This window comes from Candidatus Zixiibacteriota bacterium (assembly GCA_040752595.1).
In the GTDB taxonomy this organism is placed as follows: Bacteria; Zixibacteria; MSB-5A5; order WJJR01; family WJJR01; genus JACQFV01.
Genome location: JBFMGX010000015.1, coordinates 39,260 through 56,136, shown reverse-complemented (window position 1 = coordinate 56,136; position 16,877 = coordinate 39,260). Strand labels below are relative to the sequence as shown.

Below are 16,877 nucleotides of genomic sequence, written 5' to 3'. Positions count from 1 at the left end.
TCGTAGGCGGCGTGAACATGACACAGTTGTTCGCCCCGCCGCGCGACGACGAGATCCAGGCGGCATTATCGCTGTGGAACACCCGGGACACGCGGGCATCCGGCGTCGGCGAGATGGCCGCATCATTTCGCTCCATCGCGGCCAAGCCGTTCCTTGTCCACATTGTGTCGCACTCGGTCGCCGGGATCACGCACGTCGGCGCGATCTTGGTTCCATCGGGTGCGCTGCCCGGCACGCTACCTCTGCTTGTCCTCGCCCACGACGGTGACGACGGAATCGACATTGACCGGGATCTCTCGTCCCTGCTGCACGCGTTCGGGTCCAGCGTCGACCATTTCATCTACGTCATCCCCGCCTATCGCTCCGAAGCACTTGTTTCGGACGGTGTTGTTTATCAGTCTGGGGGTGCGCCGAGCCCCTGGGACTACGACGTCGACGATGCACTGGCGCTGTTGAATGCGGCGCTGACGACTACAGAGTCGGCGGATTCATCGTCCATTGGCGTCCTTGGCATTGGTCGTGGCGGGACCGTCGCCATGCTGATGGCAACACGCGATGCGCGCATCGATCGCGTGGTCGAGTTCTCGGGGCTCACCGATTTCTTCGGCCCATCCGTCCAGGGCATGGTCGAGGACTACCTCAACGGCCACCCCTCGGGCCGGCCGTGTTTCCAGTACATCGATTCCTCTCTCATCAGATCACTCCAAAAGGGCGTGATGTCGCTGGCAGATGTCCGTGCGGCTCTGGTGCAACGATCGCCCGTCTATTTCGCGAACCGACTCCGATCTCTCCAGATCCAACACGGCGTGGTCGATTCCATAACGTCGGTCGACGAAGCGGAACGGATGATCGAGGCGCTGGACAGACTGGGCAAGCGCGAACCGTTCTTCGAGCACTACTTCTACCCGAGTGTCGGACATGAGTTGCCCGAACTGCCTTTGGCTCAAGTCCGCGCGGTCGACTACCTGACGCCTCTCGTAAGACGCGACACCGACGTCGTCATTCAGAACGTCAACTTGACACGGTTGTTTGCCGCGCCGCGCCCGGCCGAAATCACGTCGGCCCTGATCCCATGGCGTGATCGCGATGTCACCCCGCAACAGATCCAGCACATCGCCAACGATGAGCAGACGGTCGGCGGCGTCTCGTTGACGGTCTCCATTGTGTCGTACTCGGTCGAAGGCGTGCGGCAGTACGGTGCCATCGTGTCACCGGCGGCAGCGCCGCCGCAGTCCTGTCCGGTCATTGTCTACTGCCATGAGTCCGACCGGGGAGTCGATGTCAAGGGGCTGCTGTCGTTGCTCCCTCCGGAGTTGACGTCGATCGTCGGCGATTTTGTATTCGTTGTCCCTTCGTTTCGTTCGGAGCGGCTGACGTATGGGGATACGACATACGTCTCAGAGGGAGCTCCCAGCCCATGGGATCGTGATGTCGACGATGCGCTGGCGCTCCTCAATGTCGCCTTGATCACGAACCCTTCGGTTGACTCGGGCAAGATCGGGGTGCTTGGCTTCAGCCGGGGTGCCACGGTCGGTATGCTGATGGCAGCCCGCGATCCCCGGATCGACTTGGTGGTTGAGTTCTTCGGCGTGACGGACTTCCTCGGGTCCTTTGTCAGGGGCGTAGCCACTGACGCGCTCAACGGTCACATGAGCTGGCTTCCGGGCTTCGACGATTTGTATGGGGCCTTGATACTGCCATTAGTGCTCGGTCAGCGTTCCTACGAAGACGTCCGCGCTGAGCTGATCCGGCGCTCGCCGGCCTACTTCGCGGACCGTCTCCCGGGGCTTCAGGGACACCATGGCCTGAGCGATCCCATCGTTCCCGTTAGTGAAGCGCAGCGCCTGATTCAGGTGATGTACGATCTCGGTCGCGGCGAGCCGGATGTTCAGTTCTTTCTGTATCCGCACGGCATTCACAGCCCGTACTCGCTCTCCGGGAGCTTCTCACGTGCCGTCGAGTTCTTGGAGCGCTTGCGTTCGCCGGTGTCCGGTACCGCCGGCTCACATGTGCTCTCGTTCAGATAGTGATTCCCCAGTTTGGCAGTGATTGTATAGCGTGTCTTCCGGACGCACCGTCCTCGGAGACGGTCGGGTGTGTAATCTCTGCACCTCGGATATCGCCTTTCGGGGACCAGGGGCTTTAGCCCCAAAGGGGCGCAAGATCAAAGTCCACGGCGTAAGGGCGTGTTGAGAAGGCCCTTGGTGGGGCAGACATTCCTGTCTGCCCATGATCATGCGCAGGCAGGAATGCCTGCGCCACCAACGCTGACAATGGTTGTTCTTAGCAGGATTCTCCACACTTCTGCCCCACGTACCGCGCAAGGGCTACTTTCTCAACTCCCCCGTGAGCCGTGGGACAATGTCAATGCGAAGCAAGACAGAACCCGCCCCGTCACTCGACGGGGCGGGTCGGGATTCGTGCGTGCATGCGGTGCCGCTACGGCCATGTCTGCTGTGAGACGATGTTCCCCTCTTCGTCATAGTAGGTCGATGAACCGCTGCAGTCGGAGTTCCAGATGATCTCCTGCTGTTTCCAGTAGGTCGATGTCGTCTCGTTGTACTCCCAGAACGTCATCGTCCCGGACCTGCCGTCGGCCGACTTGTGCAGCACCCACTTCGACTGCGGTGTCCCGGCGTCGAAATTCTCCCAGACCACGTCATAGGAGCCACCGGCGTTCTCCGTCCACGTCAGACGCACCTGCAGAGTCGTCGGCGATTCGATGCCGTCGTAGTACTCCCACCATCCCGACTTCCCGTCGGCCGCATCGCTCCACTTCCAGGTCGACTGCACAATCGTGGAGTTCAGCTCGTAAAAGATCATCGTGCCGGTGGCCCCGTCGCTGCTCGTCGTGCCTTGGAAGACCGTCCAATTGTTGTAGACCTGACCGAAGCAACTCCCGTCGACCGCATACGTCCAATGGTAGTCGTTCCCCTGCTCGCAGGCCTGGTACTGCCACGAACAACCGCCATAGGCGTAGGACCATGACCGGCACCCGCTCACCACATTGCCCCACTGCGCGGAATCCAACGCCGCGAAGTACGCCATGCCGAGAGCGGCATACCCCTTGGCGGCGGCGATGATTCCCTTGACCATCGTCTCCGCCTGCTGCGCATCAAGATCATCGCTGCAGAAGTCCACGGTGTCCGGGATTTGGAGTCCGCGCAGGTGCGGCGGTTGTGAGGTGCTCTTCTGCCATGTGTGTTGGTGTAGAATCTGGTTGTTGGCGTCATACTCGATCCAACTTCCAGAGGAATCGGCATCCCAGGTGATCCGGTTGCGCATGCGGTATTGTGCCGGCGATCCGGACCATGTGTAGGTCTTCATCCAACCCGAATCCGGATCGGGGGACAGGTGCAGTTCCCACTTGACCCGCTCCACGCCCGCGGCCAGGGAGCCGAACGCGTAATTCTCGCCGGTGTAGTCCCGCGACTGGTTGGCGTTGTAGGTGAACGTCCGCGTCGCCAGGAGGTTGGCCGGCACATCGTCGCCGGTATAGACCTGCAGGTTGCCGGACTGGTCGTTGGCCGCGACCGCGTATGTTAAGGTCCGGGAGATGGCGATCCCGCTGTCGACATAGAATGCAAAATTGCCGGTACGGCCGTCGGTACTCGTGACGCCGTGTGTCGCGACCCAGTTGCTGTATGGTTTCTGGCCGCCACAATTGCCGTCCAGCGTGGCTGTCCATTTGTACCCGGAGGTCGTGTCGCAGACGTCATAGTTCGAGGTGCATCCCGAGCCCGTGTTCGCCCCGTTCCAGCATCCGCCGGTCTTTGTGCCCCAGTCGGTGACGTCATTCGGCGAAAACCAGGACAAGTCGAGGTTCTCGAGCCCGGCGCCGAGATAGCTCTCGGCGAGATCTTTGGCCGCCTGCGCGTCGCTGTTGATCGGCGCAATGCCCACCTTGTCGGGGAAGTCGAACTCCGGCAACGCCGGCGGCTCGCCGTCGGAGGTCGTTCCGGTGCCTTTGTCGCTCCCTCCGCAGGACAGATTCAACAGCGCTCCCAGCAACACGATCGCCAGAAGCGGTCCCAACCAGTGCTTCCTCATGCCTGTTCCTTTCCAGGTTTGTGGATTCGTCGATTTGTCACACGTTGCTGAACAACTCAGGAAGAACGCGATTTGACCATCATTGTCATCCTGAGCGAACCCCGCCCGCCGCGGCGGGCGGGATGAAGCGAAGGATCTGCTTTCCATCCCCGATGAAGAAACAGCAGATTCTTCACCCCGCCGAAGAACGGCGCGGTTTAGAATGACAGTGTGGAACGATTCCTCAGCATCCTGCCAAGTCCGCTACAACTTCACCAACTCCACGCGCCGATTGTTCTGACGCCCCTCCGGCGTGTCGTTGGAACTGACCGGCTTGGTCTCGCCGTATCCCTTGGCCTGCAGCCGCGTTCCTTCAATCCCGTACTGACTGATGAGATTATCGCGCACCGCGTTGGCCCGTTTCTCACTCAAGGTCTGGTTTGCGGCGTCATCACCGACGTTGTCGGTGTGGCCTTCGATCAACAGCTTCAGATCGGGATGGTCCTTCAGCATCAGCCCTATCTCCTTCAAGGTCGGCGTCGACTCGGGACGGATCTTGTCCGAGCCGGAATCGAAGAAGATCCCCTGTGTCGCCACCCGGCCGTTGGCGGTCAGCGCGTCGTACATCTTCTTGTCGCTCGCCGCGATCCGGAAGTTGGCAAACATCGCCGGCCGTTCCTCCTCGGCGGAGACATAGAAGTACAGCCGGTCGGACCGCCCGAAATTCGTGTTCGGGAAATTCGCCACCCGGGTCTCATTGATGTAGACTTTCATGTATTTCCCGTCCGCCATCACCCGGCAGTGCATGATCTCATTGAGGACCGTGTCCGGAACCTTTCCCATTGCCAGCGCCTCTTTGCTCCTCCACACCTTCACACCTCCGCCTCTCTCCCATGGTGCAAAGCAGACCTCGGTGAGCTCCGCGTCCCCGGTGTCTTCGTCCTCCGACACGGTGGAGATGTCCACCGTGTTCCACTCCCAAGGGGCATAGAGGTCAAACTCGAAGGTGAAACGACTCGGCAGAACCTCCGGAAGGGGAATGACGAAATCGCAGTAGGTTGAGCCCCTCAGCCAGCGGATCCCCTTCCATTCCGCCACTTCCATGTTCCCTTTCAGCAATTCGAGCCGTTGCGGGAAGTTCCCCACTTCGTCGCGGGTGAAATCTTCGAAGAAGATGACCCGATCGCCGGGTACGAAGTCGTACTTTAGCCAGACTCCCCCGCCCGGCTTCTCCAAGGCGGCTTCGCCCGCCGTGCCTTCGGCCGCACCTTCCTCCCCTGGCTGTTCGGCGGCGTCGGTCTTCTCCTCATGCTCCTGATCGCTGGTGCCTTCGCCGGTCTGCTCGACTTTCTCCTTGGCCTTCTCTTCGACCTTCTTCTTGGCCGCCTTCTTCAGGCCGCCGAGCTGCGCCTGAGCGCTGAGGGGCAGACCGACCAGACCGAACGCGATGGCCAAAAGCAGCAGCGTGTGCTTGATGCGATGCATGGGGACTCCCTCCCCGGGCTCAGACCGGCCCGGACATCTGACGATTTCGACGATACCGGATCGCATCCCCAAGCCACCGGCAATCCCGGAGGATACCGCACCTGGAGCCGACCCGACAAGACAATTCCGGAGAAGATTTGCCCTGCTTGTCCCACCGCCCGCGCCAAGCATCGGGCTCCCATTCCCGCAGGCGGGAATCTATATTACGTAAGCAGGATTGTCATCTTGGACCTCCAAAGCAGGTGTTCCCTTGGCCGCTGATTACACGAAAGTCGATCTGACCCGCACGGTCTGCGCCATCGCCACCCCGCTCGGACGCGGCGCCTTGGGGATCGTCCGTCTCTCCGGTCCCGAGGCCATTGCCATCGTCGACCGGGTCTTTCGACCCAGCCATGTCGCGAATCTCGCCTCCCAGCCGGGGTATTCCATTCACCACGGATACATCGTCGAGACACCGTCCGACACGAGAATCGACGAGGTGATCGTATCGCTGTTCCGTGCGCCGAAGTCATTCACCGGTGAAGACTTGGTGGAGATCACCGGGCACGGCGGGCCCACCGTCATTCGACGCATCGCTGCCGTATTGGCATCTAATGGCGCCGAATTGGCGCTTCCGGGAGAATTCACCCTCAGAGCCTTCCTCAATGGCCGGATCGATCTCACTCAAGCCGAGGCAGTTGCGGAGATCACCAACGCCAAGACCGATGAAGCCGCCGGTGCCGCCCTGGCCCAATTGCAGGGGTCACTCAACAGCGCCATCGCCCGGCTCCGCGAGGAACTGATCGCAGCCATGGCCCGTCTCGAGATGGGGATCGACTTCACCGAGGAGGACTTAGACCCCCGCGAGCTCGCCGATGTCGGTCGACGCTTCCAAGCCGTTGCCACGCAGATCGATCAACTCCTGGCCGGCTACAACCGCGGCCGCATCCTGCGCGATGGCTTCGTTGTCGTCCTCGCCGGTCCGCCGAATGTCGGCAAGTCGACTCTGTTCAACCGGCTGGCGCAGGACGAACGCGCCATCGTCACCGAGATCCCCGGTACAACCCGCGACATCCTGCGCGAGTTCATTAATCTCGACGGCTACCCTGTCTGTCTGATCGACACCGCCGGGATACACGACGCCACCGACCTGGTGGAGAAGATCGGCGTCGAGCGTTCGCACGGCGCCGTTCGCTCCGCCGACGGAGCCATCTGGCTCATTGATGGAAGCATGGCGTGGCTCCCCCAGCGGCCGCCCGAGTCGTTCCGCGATCTTTCGATCCCGTGGCTGATTGCCGTGAACAAACTCGACCTGCTCGCCGACCCTGCCGCCGCTGTGCGCAACGTCGCCGCGCACAATCTCGCGACATTGTCATCGTCGTCTCCGGTCATCGGCATCTCCGCGCAAACCGGCGACGGCGTCGAAAACGTAATCGACAGGATCAGGCAATGGATTGCCGCCTGCGACACCGATCGTCAGTCGGCGCCGATTGTGATCAATGACCGCCATCGCGATGCCCTGCTGCGCGCGCAACAATCGATCGCTCAGGCCCGGGAATCGCTCAACGAAGGCCGCTCACCGGAGGTGGTCGCGTTCGATGCCAATTGCGCCGCCATTGCCGTGGGCGAAATCATCGGCACAACCACGACCGAGGACATTCTGTCTGACATCTTCTCAAGCTTTTGCATCGGCAAGTGATGTCTTGGTGCCCCACCGACAGGGCCTGTTGTTGGTGGGCGGAGCCCACCCTACGAAGACGAAGCTATTGAACAGCGTAGGGTGGGCTCCGCCCACCATTCTGTCGCCCTCCATCGCAGGGGCGTATGGCCATACGCCCCTGCGCCGCCCCGCTGCACCCGCTTGCCCCGAGTATCGTCGAGGGGCTTGCCCCGAGCATCGTCGAGGGGCTTGCCCTGAGCGAAGCCGAAGGGTAGGGGCGAACCCCCGTGTTCGCCCTCAAACCTCCCAACACGACACCACGCTGTCATCCCGAGCGAAGTTCTGTCCCACGGACAGAACGAAGCGAGGGATCTGCTGTCTCTTCACGCTACCGGGTGCCGGGTGCCACTCGTGGTGAACCATGCACGAGCATCCCTACGTGACAACGTCGGGATGCTTGTGCGTGCATCCCGTCCCCGATCAAGACACGCACAAACAAGTTTGTGCGTGGCACCAAGAGCATCTCCGGTGCCCCACCCGAAGGGTGGGATTCTTGGGTGCTATACCGGGTGCCCCACCGCTTGCGATGGGATGGCCCACCTTCGCCTATGGACATTCCCGCGGCAACGGCGGCGAAGTCAAGCACGGAGCGCAGAACTCCGTCGCCGGATCGGCCCCGCGGAACGCCACGTTCACCATCTTCACGACATCCTGGATTGTGCTGACACCATCGCAATTGACGTCGGTGCGCGATGCCGGGCAACCGACATCGCACATCGGTGGAGATCCACGGAAGGCGACGTTGATTGTCTCGACGACGTCCTGCACGTTGGTGACGCTGTCGCAGACGGGATCACCATGGCAGGGGCTGTTGCAGCAGAAGCAGTTGTCGACACGCGACGCTCCGTAGATTGCCCCGTTGTGGGCTCCAGTAGCATCGACAGCGACATCACCCGATGCCTCGTCGAAGTGCCACAAACCGATCGTGCTTCCATCCGGTGTGCACTCTCCCGTCATGCAGAACTCAGAGGGATCCCGCGCGATGTTGCTGATCCTCACCTCATCTATGCGCCCGGGGAAGTGGTCAGAAAGCAAAGGGTCTATCAATCCGTGGCTGTTTCGGCCGATAAGCAGCACGCGGTCGGAATTCATTGGGGCCGGGCCCGCGGCTACGGTGCCGTCCAAGACCCCGTCTATATACAGCCGGATGTTCGATCCGTCCGCGCTTGCAGCAACGTGATACGTCCGGCACGGACTCAATGTCTTGCCAGAAAAACAGTAGCCGCTTTCTGTGTGGAACACGAGTTTGAGGCTGTCCGGATGGGTCGAGCCCGCAACCCAGAAGTGGTAACTCCCGTTGGGGTTCCAAGAACTGCGCCACTTGGAGACTATGACGTATCCGTTTCTCTCGGGTAGAGAGTCCAGTACTATCCGTGCCTCGACAGTCAGTTGCGGCGACGGATTGAGAGCCGCAGAATGGGGGACCTCGACGTAATCATCGACACCGTCGAACTGCAGCGCCGGACCGAAGACTGTAGACGAGAGGCAGTCGTACTCAACGACAAACCCCATCACAGGGTGACAATCGACTCCGTCATTCCATCTCCCTTCCCAACCCGGTTGGGTCACGATCTGGAGACGGTTCTCGGGACCAGTGGCGTTATTGGGCTCTCCCGGTTGCCAGTTCGTATATGACCAGACTTCGCCCGTGTACCACAACCAGTCTCCGTCGTTGTTCGGTTCATATCCTCCAAGCCATGCGATGAAGTCACTGGGGAGTACTTCGGCAACTATGAAATCATTCTCCGCGCCGGACAGGACAGTAGACAGATAACCACCGCGCGCCGTGGCGGAATCGCGCGCCTGAGTCCAGCACGTGGTCGAGGGAATCAACTCATACCAGTGTCCCGTTCCCGGGAAATACGCCGGTGTCTGCGACTCCAATTGTCGGGTCTCGTAGCCAGTAGCCCCATGTCCACCCCCCCCCCCGCGGCTCCGGGGGCACACAGAAGTGTGATCACCGCCACCACGGTTCCGGTGAGAAGCAGTTCGCGGCTGCGCATGGCAGGCCTCCTTTAGATGATGAAGTTGTGTCGTTGTAGAGCCGTAGACCTTGCGGAGTCAATTTCCGCAGTCATGACTCAGAAATCCAGCGATTTCTTGGGCAGCGCTGCCCGCAGGATCTGCGCCACGCGAGGGCGCGTGGCGTGCACATGACATGAGGTCTCACATCAGCGGCTTGCTCAAACAGCTCACTCCGGCGTACGTTTCTGCGGTATGCGACCCTCCCCCCGCATCATTGTCATTGGTGGCGGACATGCCGGGATCGAGGCGGCGGCGGCGGTGGTTCGGCAAGATCGCTCACCACAAGCGGTTCGACATGGGCGCTCACCACAGGCCGAGGTCACTTTCATCACGCAGGACCCGAAGGCAATCGGGAGGATGTCGTGCAATCCGGCGATTGGGGGGATCGGCAAGGGGCAGATTGTGCGCGAGCTCGATGCCCTCGGCGGGCGGATGGGATACTCGGCCGATCGCGCCGGAATCCAGTTCAAGGTGCTGAATCGCCGCAAAGGCCCCGCCGTCCAATCGTCGCGCTGCCAGTGCGATCGGGCGCTATATCAATCTGTCGCACAAGAGGATATAAAGAATGAGCAGGGCGTCAAGATCGTTGCCGATGGCATCGAATCGATCTTGATTCGCAACGGGCGCGCGGTCGGAGTCGTTGGGACATCGGGTCGGCGGTATGACGCCGACGCCGTCGTTCTCTGCGCCGGGACATTCCTCGAAGCGGTTATCCACATCGGCGACGAGTCCCGTCCTGCGGGACGGATTGGCGAGCCGCCGGCGCTTGGTCTATCAGGTCAGTTGCGCGACCTCGGGTTCGAAGTCGGACGACTCAAGACCGGCACGCCGCCGCGTCTCGATGGCAGGACGATCGACTTATCCCTCTGCGACTTACAGCCCGGGGATGAACCTCCCAAGGGATTCTCGCGCCGTAAACCGATCCCGGTTGCGAACCGCGCGGTCTGCTGGTTGACCTACACAACAAGAGAGACCCACGAGCTCATCGCCGCGAACATCGGTCATTCGCCGCTCTACAATGGACGCATCAGCGGGATCGGCCCGCGCTATTGCCCCTCGGTCGAAGACAAAGTGATGAAGTTCGCTGAGAAGCCGCGTCATCAACTCTTCCTCGAACCGGAAGGACTCGACACCGACGAGATCTACATCAACGGTTTTTCGACTTCGCTCCCGGCCGAGATCCAACTGGCGGCGCTCCGGACGATTCCCGCTCTCAGGAACGTGGCGATGAATCGCCCTGGTTATGCGGTCGAATACGATTTCTTCCCGCCGACGCAACTGAAAGCGACGCTTGAGACTAAGCTCATCGATAGCCTCTTCTTTGCCGGGCAGATCAATGGGACCTCCGGGTATGAGGAAGCCGCCGGGCAAGGATTCGTCGCTGGCGTCAATGCGGTCCTGTCATGCCGTGGCGAGGAGCCATTCATCCTCGATCGCGCCGAGGCATACATCGGTGTCATGATCGATGACTTGGTGACGCTCGGTGTCGATGAGCCATACCGGATGTTCACGTCGCGGGCCGAGCACCGTTTGCACCTTCGTGAGGACAACGCCGAACGCCGTTTGGCGCAGCATGCGCTCCGTCTCGGCCTGATATCGCAGGAAGAGTATGACCGCCTGCAACAACAGTGGGATGAGGTCGACCGCCAAGTCGGTTCGTTTGAACGGACAACGGTTTCCGCTGAACGCATCCCCTTCAATGGGTTGAAACGGCAGGGTGGGGCGACAGTAGCCCAACTCTTACGTATTCCTGAGGTTACGGTTGACGAGCTCTATGGGCTCGATCCGGGATTGCCGCGCCTCGATCCAGCGGTGGCAGAAGCGGTGGAGATCGCGATCAAGTACGATGGATATATCGCCAGGCAGGACAAACAGATCGAGCAGTTTCGCCGTCTGGAGGACCTCCGTGTCCCGGAGTACATTGGCTATCGGGATCTGGGTGGTCTGCGCCGTGAGTCGATCGAGAAGCTCGAGCGAATCCGTCCGCGGACATTGGGCCAGGCCTCGCGCATCCCCGGGATCACGGCCTCCGATCTCAGTTTGCTTATGATCCATCTCAAGGCCGGGAATGGCTCATCTCGAGAAGCCACTCCACAGTAAGTCATCCTACAGCATCGTTCCGACCCTTGTCTCGACCGCTGTTTCACGTGAAACAGCGTCGCCGACCACGAAAGATGGTTGACAGGTGCTGGTCGACAGTCCTGATTCCGGCGTCGGGGGGGTGTTTCACGTGAAACTACCCGCAGATGCGATCGCGAAACTCGCTCATTTACAATCGATTGATGACAGCAAGATTGCCGCCTCCGAGCGGTATTGCGATCTGTTGATCGAAGCGAATCGTCGCATCAATCTGATCTCACGTGTCGGCTCGGTCGAGCGAGAGATCGAGCGGCAGTTCCTCCTTTCAATCGCCATCCTACCCTTCTTGCCCCTCAGTCGATTGCGCTGGATCGATGTCGGCTCCGGCGGTGGCTTCCCGGCCATTCCTTTGGCCATCCTTCGCCCGGGCGATCAGTTCGATCTGGTCGAATCCGTGGCCAAGAAGGCCTTTTTCCTCGAACGGACATGCGACGCGCTGGCCATCAGCAACGTGGCGGTCCGCAACTGCCGGATCGAAGATGCTATCAGTCGGGGCACTCTGGAGCTTCCCTATGATTGGATGACAGCCAAGGCGGTCACGGGATGGCAAGAGTGCTTGCGCTGGGCTGAGCACTTACTGGCGGCGGGTGGCCAACTGGCCACATACAAGCCCTCGTCGCCCAGCGAGAGCGAGTTGCTGATGGTGTGTAAGGCCGGCTTTGAACTTGTTGACGAACTGTCGATTAGGCATATTGTCCCCGATGTCGGCACGCGCATCATCATCATGAGAAAGGCATAGAGTGAGACTCGATTGCCCAACTTGGAGTTGCCATGACAGCGTCTGAGGGTACGACCGTGTTCCGGATTGAAGATGTCATTGCTCGATCGAGCGATCAGCCGCGACCCATACGACGAGTGATCGCGATTGCGAATCAGAAGGGCGGTGTCGGAAAGACCACGACCGCAGTCAATCTCTCAACCTGCATGGCGCTCGACGGCAAGCGGACACTATTGATCGACTTGGATCCGCAGGCGAACACGACATCGTTTCTCGGTATCAACAAATCCGAGGTCAAGGACTCCACCTATGAAGTTCTGGTGGCGGGGTTGCCGATCACGCAGGCGATCATCTCTCCTGGGATCGAACGCCTCGATCTGCTCCCTTCGGCGATCCGCCTGGTCGGCGCGGAGGTCGAACTGGTGGGGATGGAGAATCGCGAGAGCCGTTTGCGAGAGGCGCTCAACGACCCGCATCTCGATTACGACTATGTGGTCATCGATTGCCCGCCAGCCCTTAACATGTTGACCCTCAATGCGTTAGTTGCCGCCAATTCGGTCTTGATACCGGTGCAGACTGAGTACTTCGCGCTGGAGGGATTGGGGCTGCTTTTGGACACGATCAAGCGCGTCCAGAGCTCACTGAATCGGGAGTTGGTGCTGGAGGGGGTCGTTCTGACCATGTTTGATGGACGTTTGAATCTGTCGCGTCAGGTCGAGGCCGAGGCGCGTCGCGTCTTTGCGGGGAAGGTGTACCAGACGGTGATCCAGCGGAATGTGCGTCTGGCGGAGGCGCCGGGATTCGGCAAGCCGATCGTTGTGTATGATATGCTCTCCACGGGAGCAGATAACTATGTGTCGTTAGCCAAGGAGGTCATGGCGACATGAACCGTATCGCATTGGGGCGCGGGCTGGATGCATTGATTCCGACAGTGACGGCGGCGGGAGCATCCGCCGCGCAGATCGTGAATCTGCCTTTGGACAAGATCGTTCCGAATCCGAGTCAGCCGCGCACGCAAAGCAACCCGGCGGCGCTGCATCAGCTGGCGGCTTCGATTCGCTTGCATGGGGTTTTGCAGCCGATTTTGGTGACGATGTCCGGTGATCATTACCAGTTAATCGCGGGGGAGCGGCGTTGGCGTGCCGCGCGCGAGGCGGGACTAAACGAGATTCCGGCGATCGTCTCGAACAAGCACGGACGGGAGGCGGAGGTCGAGTGGGCCCTGATCGAGAATCTGCAGCGGGAGGATCTCAATCCGATCGACGAGGCCGAAGGGTACATGAAGTTGGCGCAGAAGTTCGGGTACACGCAGGAGGAAATGGCGACACGCGTCGGGAAGGACCGCTCGACCGTGTCGAACCTGCTGCGGCTGCTCGGGCTGCCCGAAAGCGTGCGGGAGAAGATCGCAGCGGGGAAACTCACCGCCGGGCATGCGCGGGCGCTATTGGCTCTCCCATCGGAACGGGAGCAGATCAGACTCGCGGGGCGCGTCGTTGCCGAGCAGTTGTCGGTCAGGCGATTGGAGGAGATCGTCTATGGTCGTCCCAAGCGGGTCTTGTCGCGCGCGAAGAAGCGCTCACCGGAGTTGGATGCGGTCGAGCGGCAGTTGCGTTTGAAGTTGGGCGCCACAGTGCACCTGACCGAGTCGGGGAAGCGCGGCCGGATCGTGATCGACTACTATGGTAACGATGATCTGAACCGGATTCTGGGGGTGTTGGGGGTGGGGTGAGGTCAGGGCCGTGGATCTCGCTATAATCAGAGAATTCATCCAAGCCCTCGACGAAGAGATCGCAGCGATCAAGAAGGGCCAGGGCGGTAGCTTCATCAGGATCTTCAACGGCCGATTCCTGCGTGAAGTGTCAGGGCTTTTCGTTTACGTCTTTCACTTGGAGAACTTCCTAGCGGTGCTCGACGAGGCACCTGCGGAGATCGAAATCCGCGGACATCGGTATCAAGCCCGTGTGCTGGTGGCACGTGGACTGGAAGTCGAGATCGGGATTGAGCAGAACTGCAGTCAGTTCATTCCCGAGGCAGTGCTGAATACGAATCTGTGGTATTTGCTCAAACTACTTCGAGACAAGTACGCCGAAGTGGTTAACGGAAATCTCAAATCCGATTTCCGTCTGGGAGAATTTCTGTTTTCCAGCAGGCGGGAATCGGAGCGGAGTGGAGAAGCGGGTGCTCGCGACCACGGCTCAAGGTCCCCTGCCATCGACCCGCAACAGAGAGCCGCCGAGTCGTCAGTTGGGTCAAAGTTGTGCATCATCTGGGGCCCCCCTGGCACAGGCAAGACGAGGACCATAGCCAAAGCCGTCGAGGCACACTTGCACCTCGGTCGACGGGTTCTCCTTGTTTCCCATGCAAACAACGCAGTTGATGAAGCCCTTTGCGATGTCGCTAAGCATCTTAACGGATCTGAGCTCTACGAAGAGGGGAAGCTCGTCCGATTGGGAACACCCGGAAGTAGCCTGTCAGAGAGATTCCCATTGGTTCGGCCAGAGAACATTGCGCGTCACCAAGGACAGCCGCTTATCGAAGAGCGAGCAGCGCTGCAGGAGGAGATGGTACGGATCGACGAGACCCTTCACGAGCTTGAACCTGTTATGGTAAGCTTCGGTGCGCGGCGGAACAGAGTCAAAGTCTTGAGCGTGCCCGATCTGAGCTGGCTTCGGCGATTGCGCAACAGGATATGATGAATGACAAGCTGAGGGAACTCGTTGCGCTTCGAGCGGGCATGGGCGCGCAGCTCGACAAAGCGGCGAGGGCGGGCGCTTTGCGCGCCTGGATCTTAGGACTCAACTTTAAACGGCTGTTGCGCGATGTCGAGCAGTTACGGGAGAGGATTGAGCATCAGGAAGATGAGCTGGAACGGCACAAGACCCACGTACATGAAGAAGGAAATCGCGTACAGTCAATGGAAGCTCAGACTGCGGAGGCGTGTGCTCAGGCGGGGAGACAACTCGCACACCTGGGCGTGTCAGCGCGTGAGGCAGAAGATCGGCATGCGTTTCTCAAGGAGAGAAAGAACTGGATTCCACTGAGAATCGAGGAGATCAACGCCAATCTCGAAGAGATAGAGAAACGTGTCCTCTTCGACGCAAGGCTTGTAGCCACGACGTTGACCAAGACATTTTCTGCCAGGCAGCTACCGGACGCTCCGTTTGACGTACTTGTCTTAGATGAAGCCAGCATGGCACCGCTCCCGCACTTGTTCTGGGCATCCGGGCGCTGTCGGGATTTCGTGACCGTCGTCGGGGATTTTCTGCAGCTACCCCCGATATGCATCTCACGTGAACCAATGGCACAGAAGTGGCTGGGAAGAAGCGTGTTCGAGGTACTGGGCGTCCATGACGTGAAGGGTGCCTCCAAGGACTCTCGTGTCCGACTCCTCGATACGCAATACCGGATGAATCCAGCCATTTCCGCCATTCCGAATCGTTTGTTTTACGGGGGCGTTCTCAAGGACGCGGAAGTCACCAGCGTGCCTTCGGTCAATGACGGCGTTTCAGGGTCGCCTCTCGTTCTGGTCGAGACAGGAGGTATCGGGGCGTGGTGCAGCAGGCTTACCGGTGGGAGTCGCTTCAACCTGTACCACGCGGTGCTTGCCGTGACTCTGGCCAGGAAGATGACAGCTGGATTGGCAAGGTTGAGGGAGAAGGAGGGAAACGGAGACGCCAGGATCGGCATTATCGCGCCGTACGGTGCACAGGCACGGCTCATAGACAAGATCGCTCAAGATTGGGACATGTCAGACCACGTCCGTGTCAGCACTGTTCACAGATTTCAGGGAGGGGAGGAGCCATTCATCGTTTTCGATTCCGTCGAGGGTCTTGGCACAAGAGTGGCTCCGATGTTGTCAGGTAGTCAGGCGGACTCTGACCCTACGAGGCTCTTGAACGTTGCAATCACGCGGAGCAGACAACGTTTCTACTTCATCGGGAATACGACCCATTTGATCTCGAGTCTGAAATCGGATGCCGTTTTGGCGAGAATCGTCGAGCATCTCCTGCAGGCTGCCCAAATCATCCCATCTGAGTCTCTCGTTGACCCCTACTTTTGTTCGGACTTTGAGAGGTGGGCTGACGCGCTGCTCGTTGATAGCGGCCCGATCCGGAAGCCAATCCCTGTCGACCAGTACACTGAAAGAGATTTCTGGCCCCAATTCATCGAGGATTTCCGTGCGGCTCAGAAGAGAGTCTTCATTTACAGTCCGTTCTTGACCGTGAAGAGAGTCGCGAAGTTCATGGATACTCTCCGATCAAAAGCCGCCAACGGGGTCGAGATACATGTGCACACATGGCCGAGCAATCGCCAACAGGGTGTCATGGCTGAACAGTCACGCATTGCTGTCGGGAGTCTGCGCGGCATAGGGGTCAGAGTCATCGAAGAGTACCACACGTCCAGGAGGCATTTCAAGACCGCCATCATTGACGACCGAATCCTCTGGGACGGGAGTCTCAACATACTCAGCCACAGCGGAACGGGCGAGCACATGTGGCGGGTCGAGGGCGAGTCTTCAGTGAAAGAAGTGTTGAAAAACTTGGAACTGGAAGATGAGTTGCCCAGCGGTTTCCAATCCCCCGAGATGTGTGTGAATCCAGATTGCGGTGGTTATCTGATCGTTCGCTCCAAGTTCGGCAGGAAGTTCTGGGGTTGCTCCAACTTCGCAACCAAGGGATGTCGTTTCACAAGACCGATCCAGGGCGGGTCGACGAGCAAACGGGGCGGAAAGAGGTAGCGACCTGCTGCGTTCTATCTCTAACAGCAGCTCCCTCGCTTCCC

11 protein-coding genes are annotated in these 16,877 nt (G+C 59.8%); 8 read left to right on the top strand and 3 right to left on the bottom strand.

Annotated features, from left to right (window positions below; genetic code table 11):
* Positions 1-17: 17 nt before the first annotated feature.
* A complete protein-coding gene (locus tag AB1792_05200; protein ID MEW5701607.1) occupies positions 18-2,027 on the top strand; it encodes a dienelactone hydrolase family protein in 2,010 nt (669 codons plus the stop codon).
* A 412-nt stretch (positions 2,028-2,439) separates the two neighbouring features.
* Here the strand turns inward: AB1792_05200 and AB1792_05195 are convergent, their stop codons facing one another.
* The gene (locus tag AB1792_05195) at positions 2,440-4,050 is read right to left on the bottom strand and encodes a hypothetical protein (protein MEW5701606.1); all 1,611 of its coding nucleotides are present in this window, start codon (positions 4,048-4,050) and stop codon (positions 2,440-2,442) included.
* A 243-nt stretch (positions 4,051-4,293) separates the two neighbouring features.
* On the bottom strand, positions 4,294-5,514 hold the full coding sequence (locus AB1792_05190; protein MEW5701605.1) for an OmpA family protein: 1,221 nt from the start codon (positions 5,512-5,514) through the stop codon (positions 4,294-4,296).
* Positions 5,515-5,764: 250 nt separating this feature from the next.
* On the opposite strand from AB1792_05190, the gene mnmE reads away from it, so the two are divergent.
* A complete protein-coding gene (mnmE, locus tag AB1792_05185; protein MEW5701604.1) occupies positions 5,765-7,192 on the top strand; it encodes a tRNA uridine-5-carboxymethylaminomethyl(34) synthesis GTPase MnmE in 1,428 nt (475 codons plus the stop codon).
* A gap of 567 nt (positions 7,193-7,759) precedes the next feature.
* Here the strand turns inward: mnmE and AB1792_05180 are convergent.
* Positions 7,760-9,097: a LamG-like jellyroll fold domain-containing protein gene (locus AB1792_05180; protein ID MEW5701603.1), complete on the bottom strand. Its 1,338-nt coding sequence runs from the start codon at positions 9,095-9,097 to the stop codon at positions 7,760-7,762.
* 333 nt (positions 9,098-9,430) lie between these two features.
* On the opposite strand from AB1792_05180, the gene mnmG reads away from it, so the two are divergent.
* The 6 genes from mnmG to AB1792_05150 all read left to right on the top strand — a co-directional run bounded on the left by mnmG (position 9,431) and on the right by AB1792_05150 (position 16,833).
* Positions 9,431-11,338 carry a tRNA uridine-5-carboxymethylaminomethyl(34) synthesis enzyme MnmG gene (gene mnmG / locus AB1792_05175; protein ID MEW5701602.1) on the top strand — a complete coding sequence of 636 codons (1,908 nt, stop codon included), beginning with the start codon at positions 9,431-9,433 and terminating at the stop codon, positions 11,336-11,338.
* Between the two features lie 130 nt (positions 11,339-11,468).
* Positions 11,469-12,116, top strand: coding sequence for a 16S rRNA (guanine(527)-N(7))-methyltransferase RsmG (gene rsmG, locus AB1792_05170; protein ID MEW5701601.1), 648 nt, complete (start codon positions 11,469-11,471; stop codon positions 12,114-12,116).
* A 107-nt stretch (positions 12,117-12,223) separates the two neighbouring features.
* A complete protein-coding gene (locus AB1792_05165) occupies positions 12,224-12,982 on the top strand; it encodes an AAA family ATPase (GenBank protein ID MEW5701600.1) in 759 nt (252 codons plus the stop codon).
* On the top strand, positions 12,979-13,824 hold the full coding sequence (locus AB1792_05160) for a ParB/RepB/Spo0J family partition protein (protein ID MEW5701599.1): 846 nt from the start codon (positions 12,979-12,981) through the stop codon (positions 13,822-13,824). The genes AB1792_05165 and AB1792_05160 overlap by 4 nt, the downstream gene beginning before the upstream one ends.
* Before the next feature lie 10 nt (positions 13,825-13,834).
* Positions 13,835-14,788: an AAA domain-containing protein gene (locus AB1792_05155; GenBank protein MEW5701598.1), complete on the top strand. Its 954-nt coding sequence runs from the start codon at positions 13,835-13,837 to the stop codon at positions 14,786-14,788.
* Positions 14,788-16,833 (top strand): AAA domain-containing protein, encoded by a 2,046-nt coding sequence (locus AB1792_05150; GenBank protein ID MEW5701597.1) that lies wholly within the window; start codon positions 14,788-14,790, stop codon positions 16,831-16,833. Before AB1792_05155 ends, AB1792_05150 begins: the two co-directional genes overlap by 1 nt.
* Positions 16,834-16,877: the final 44 nt, after the last annotated feature.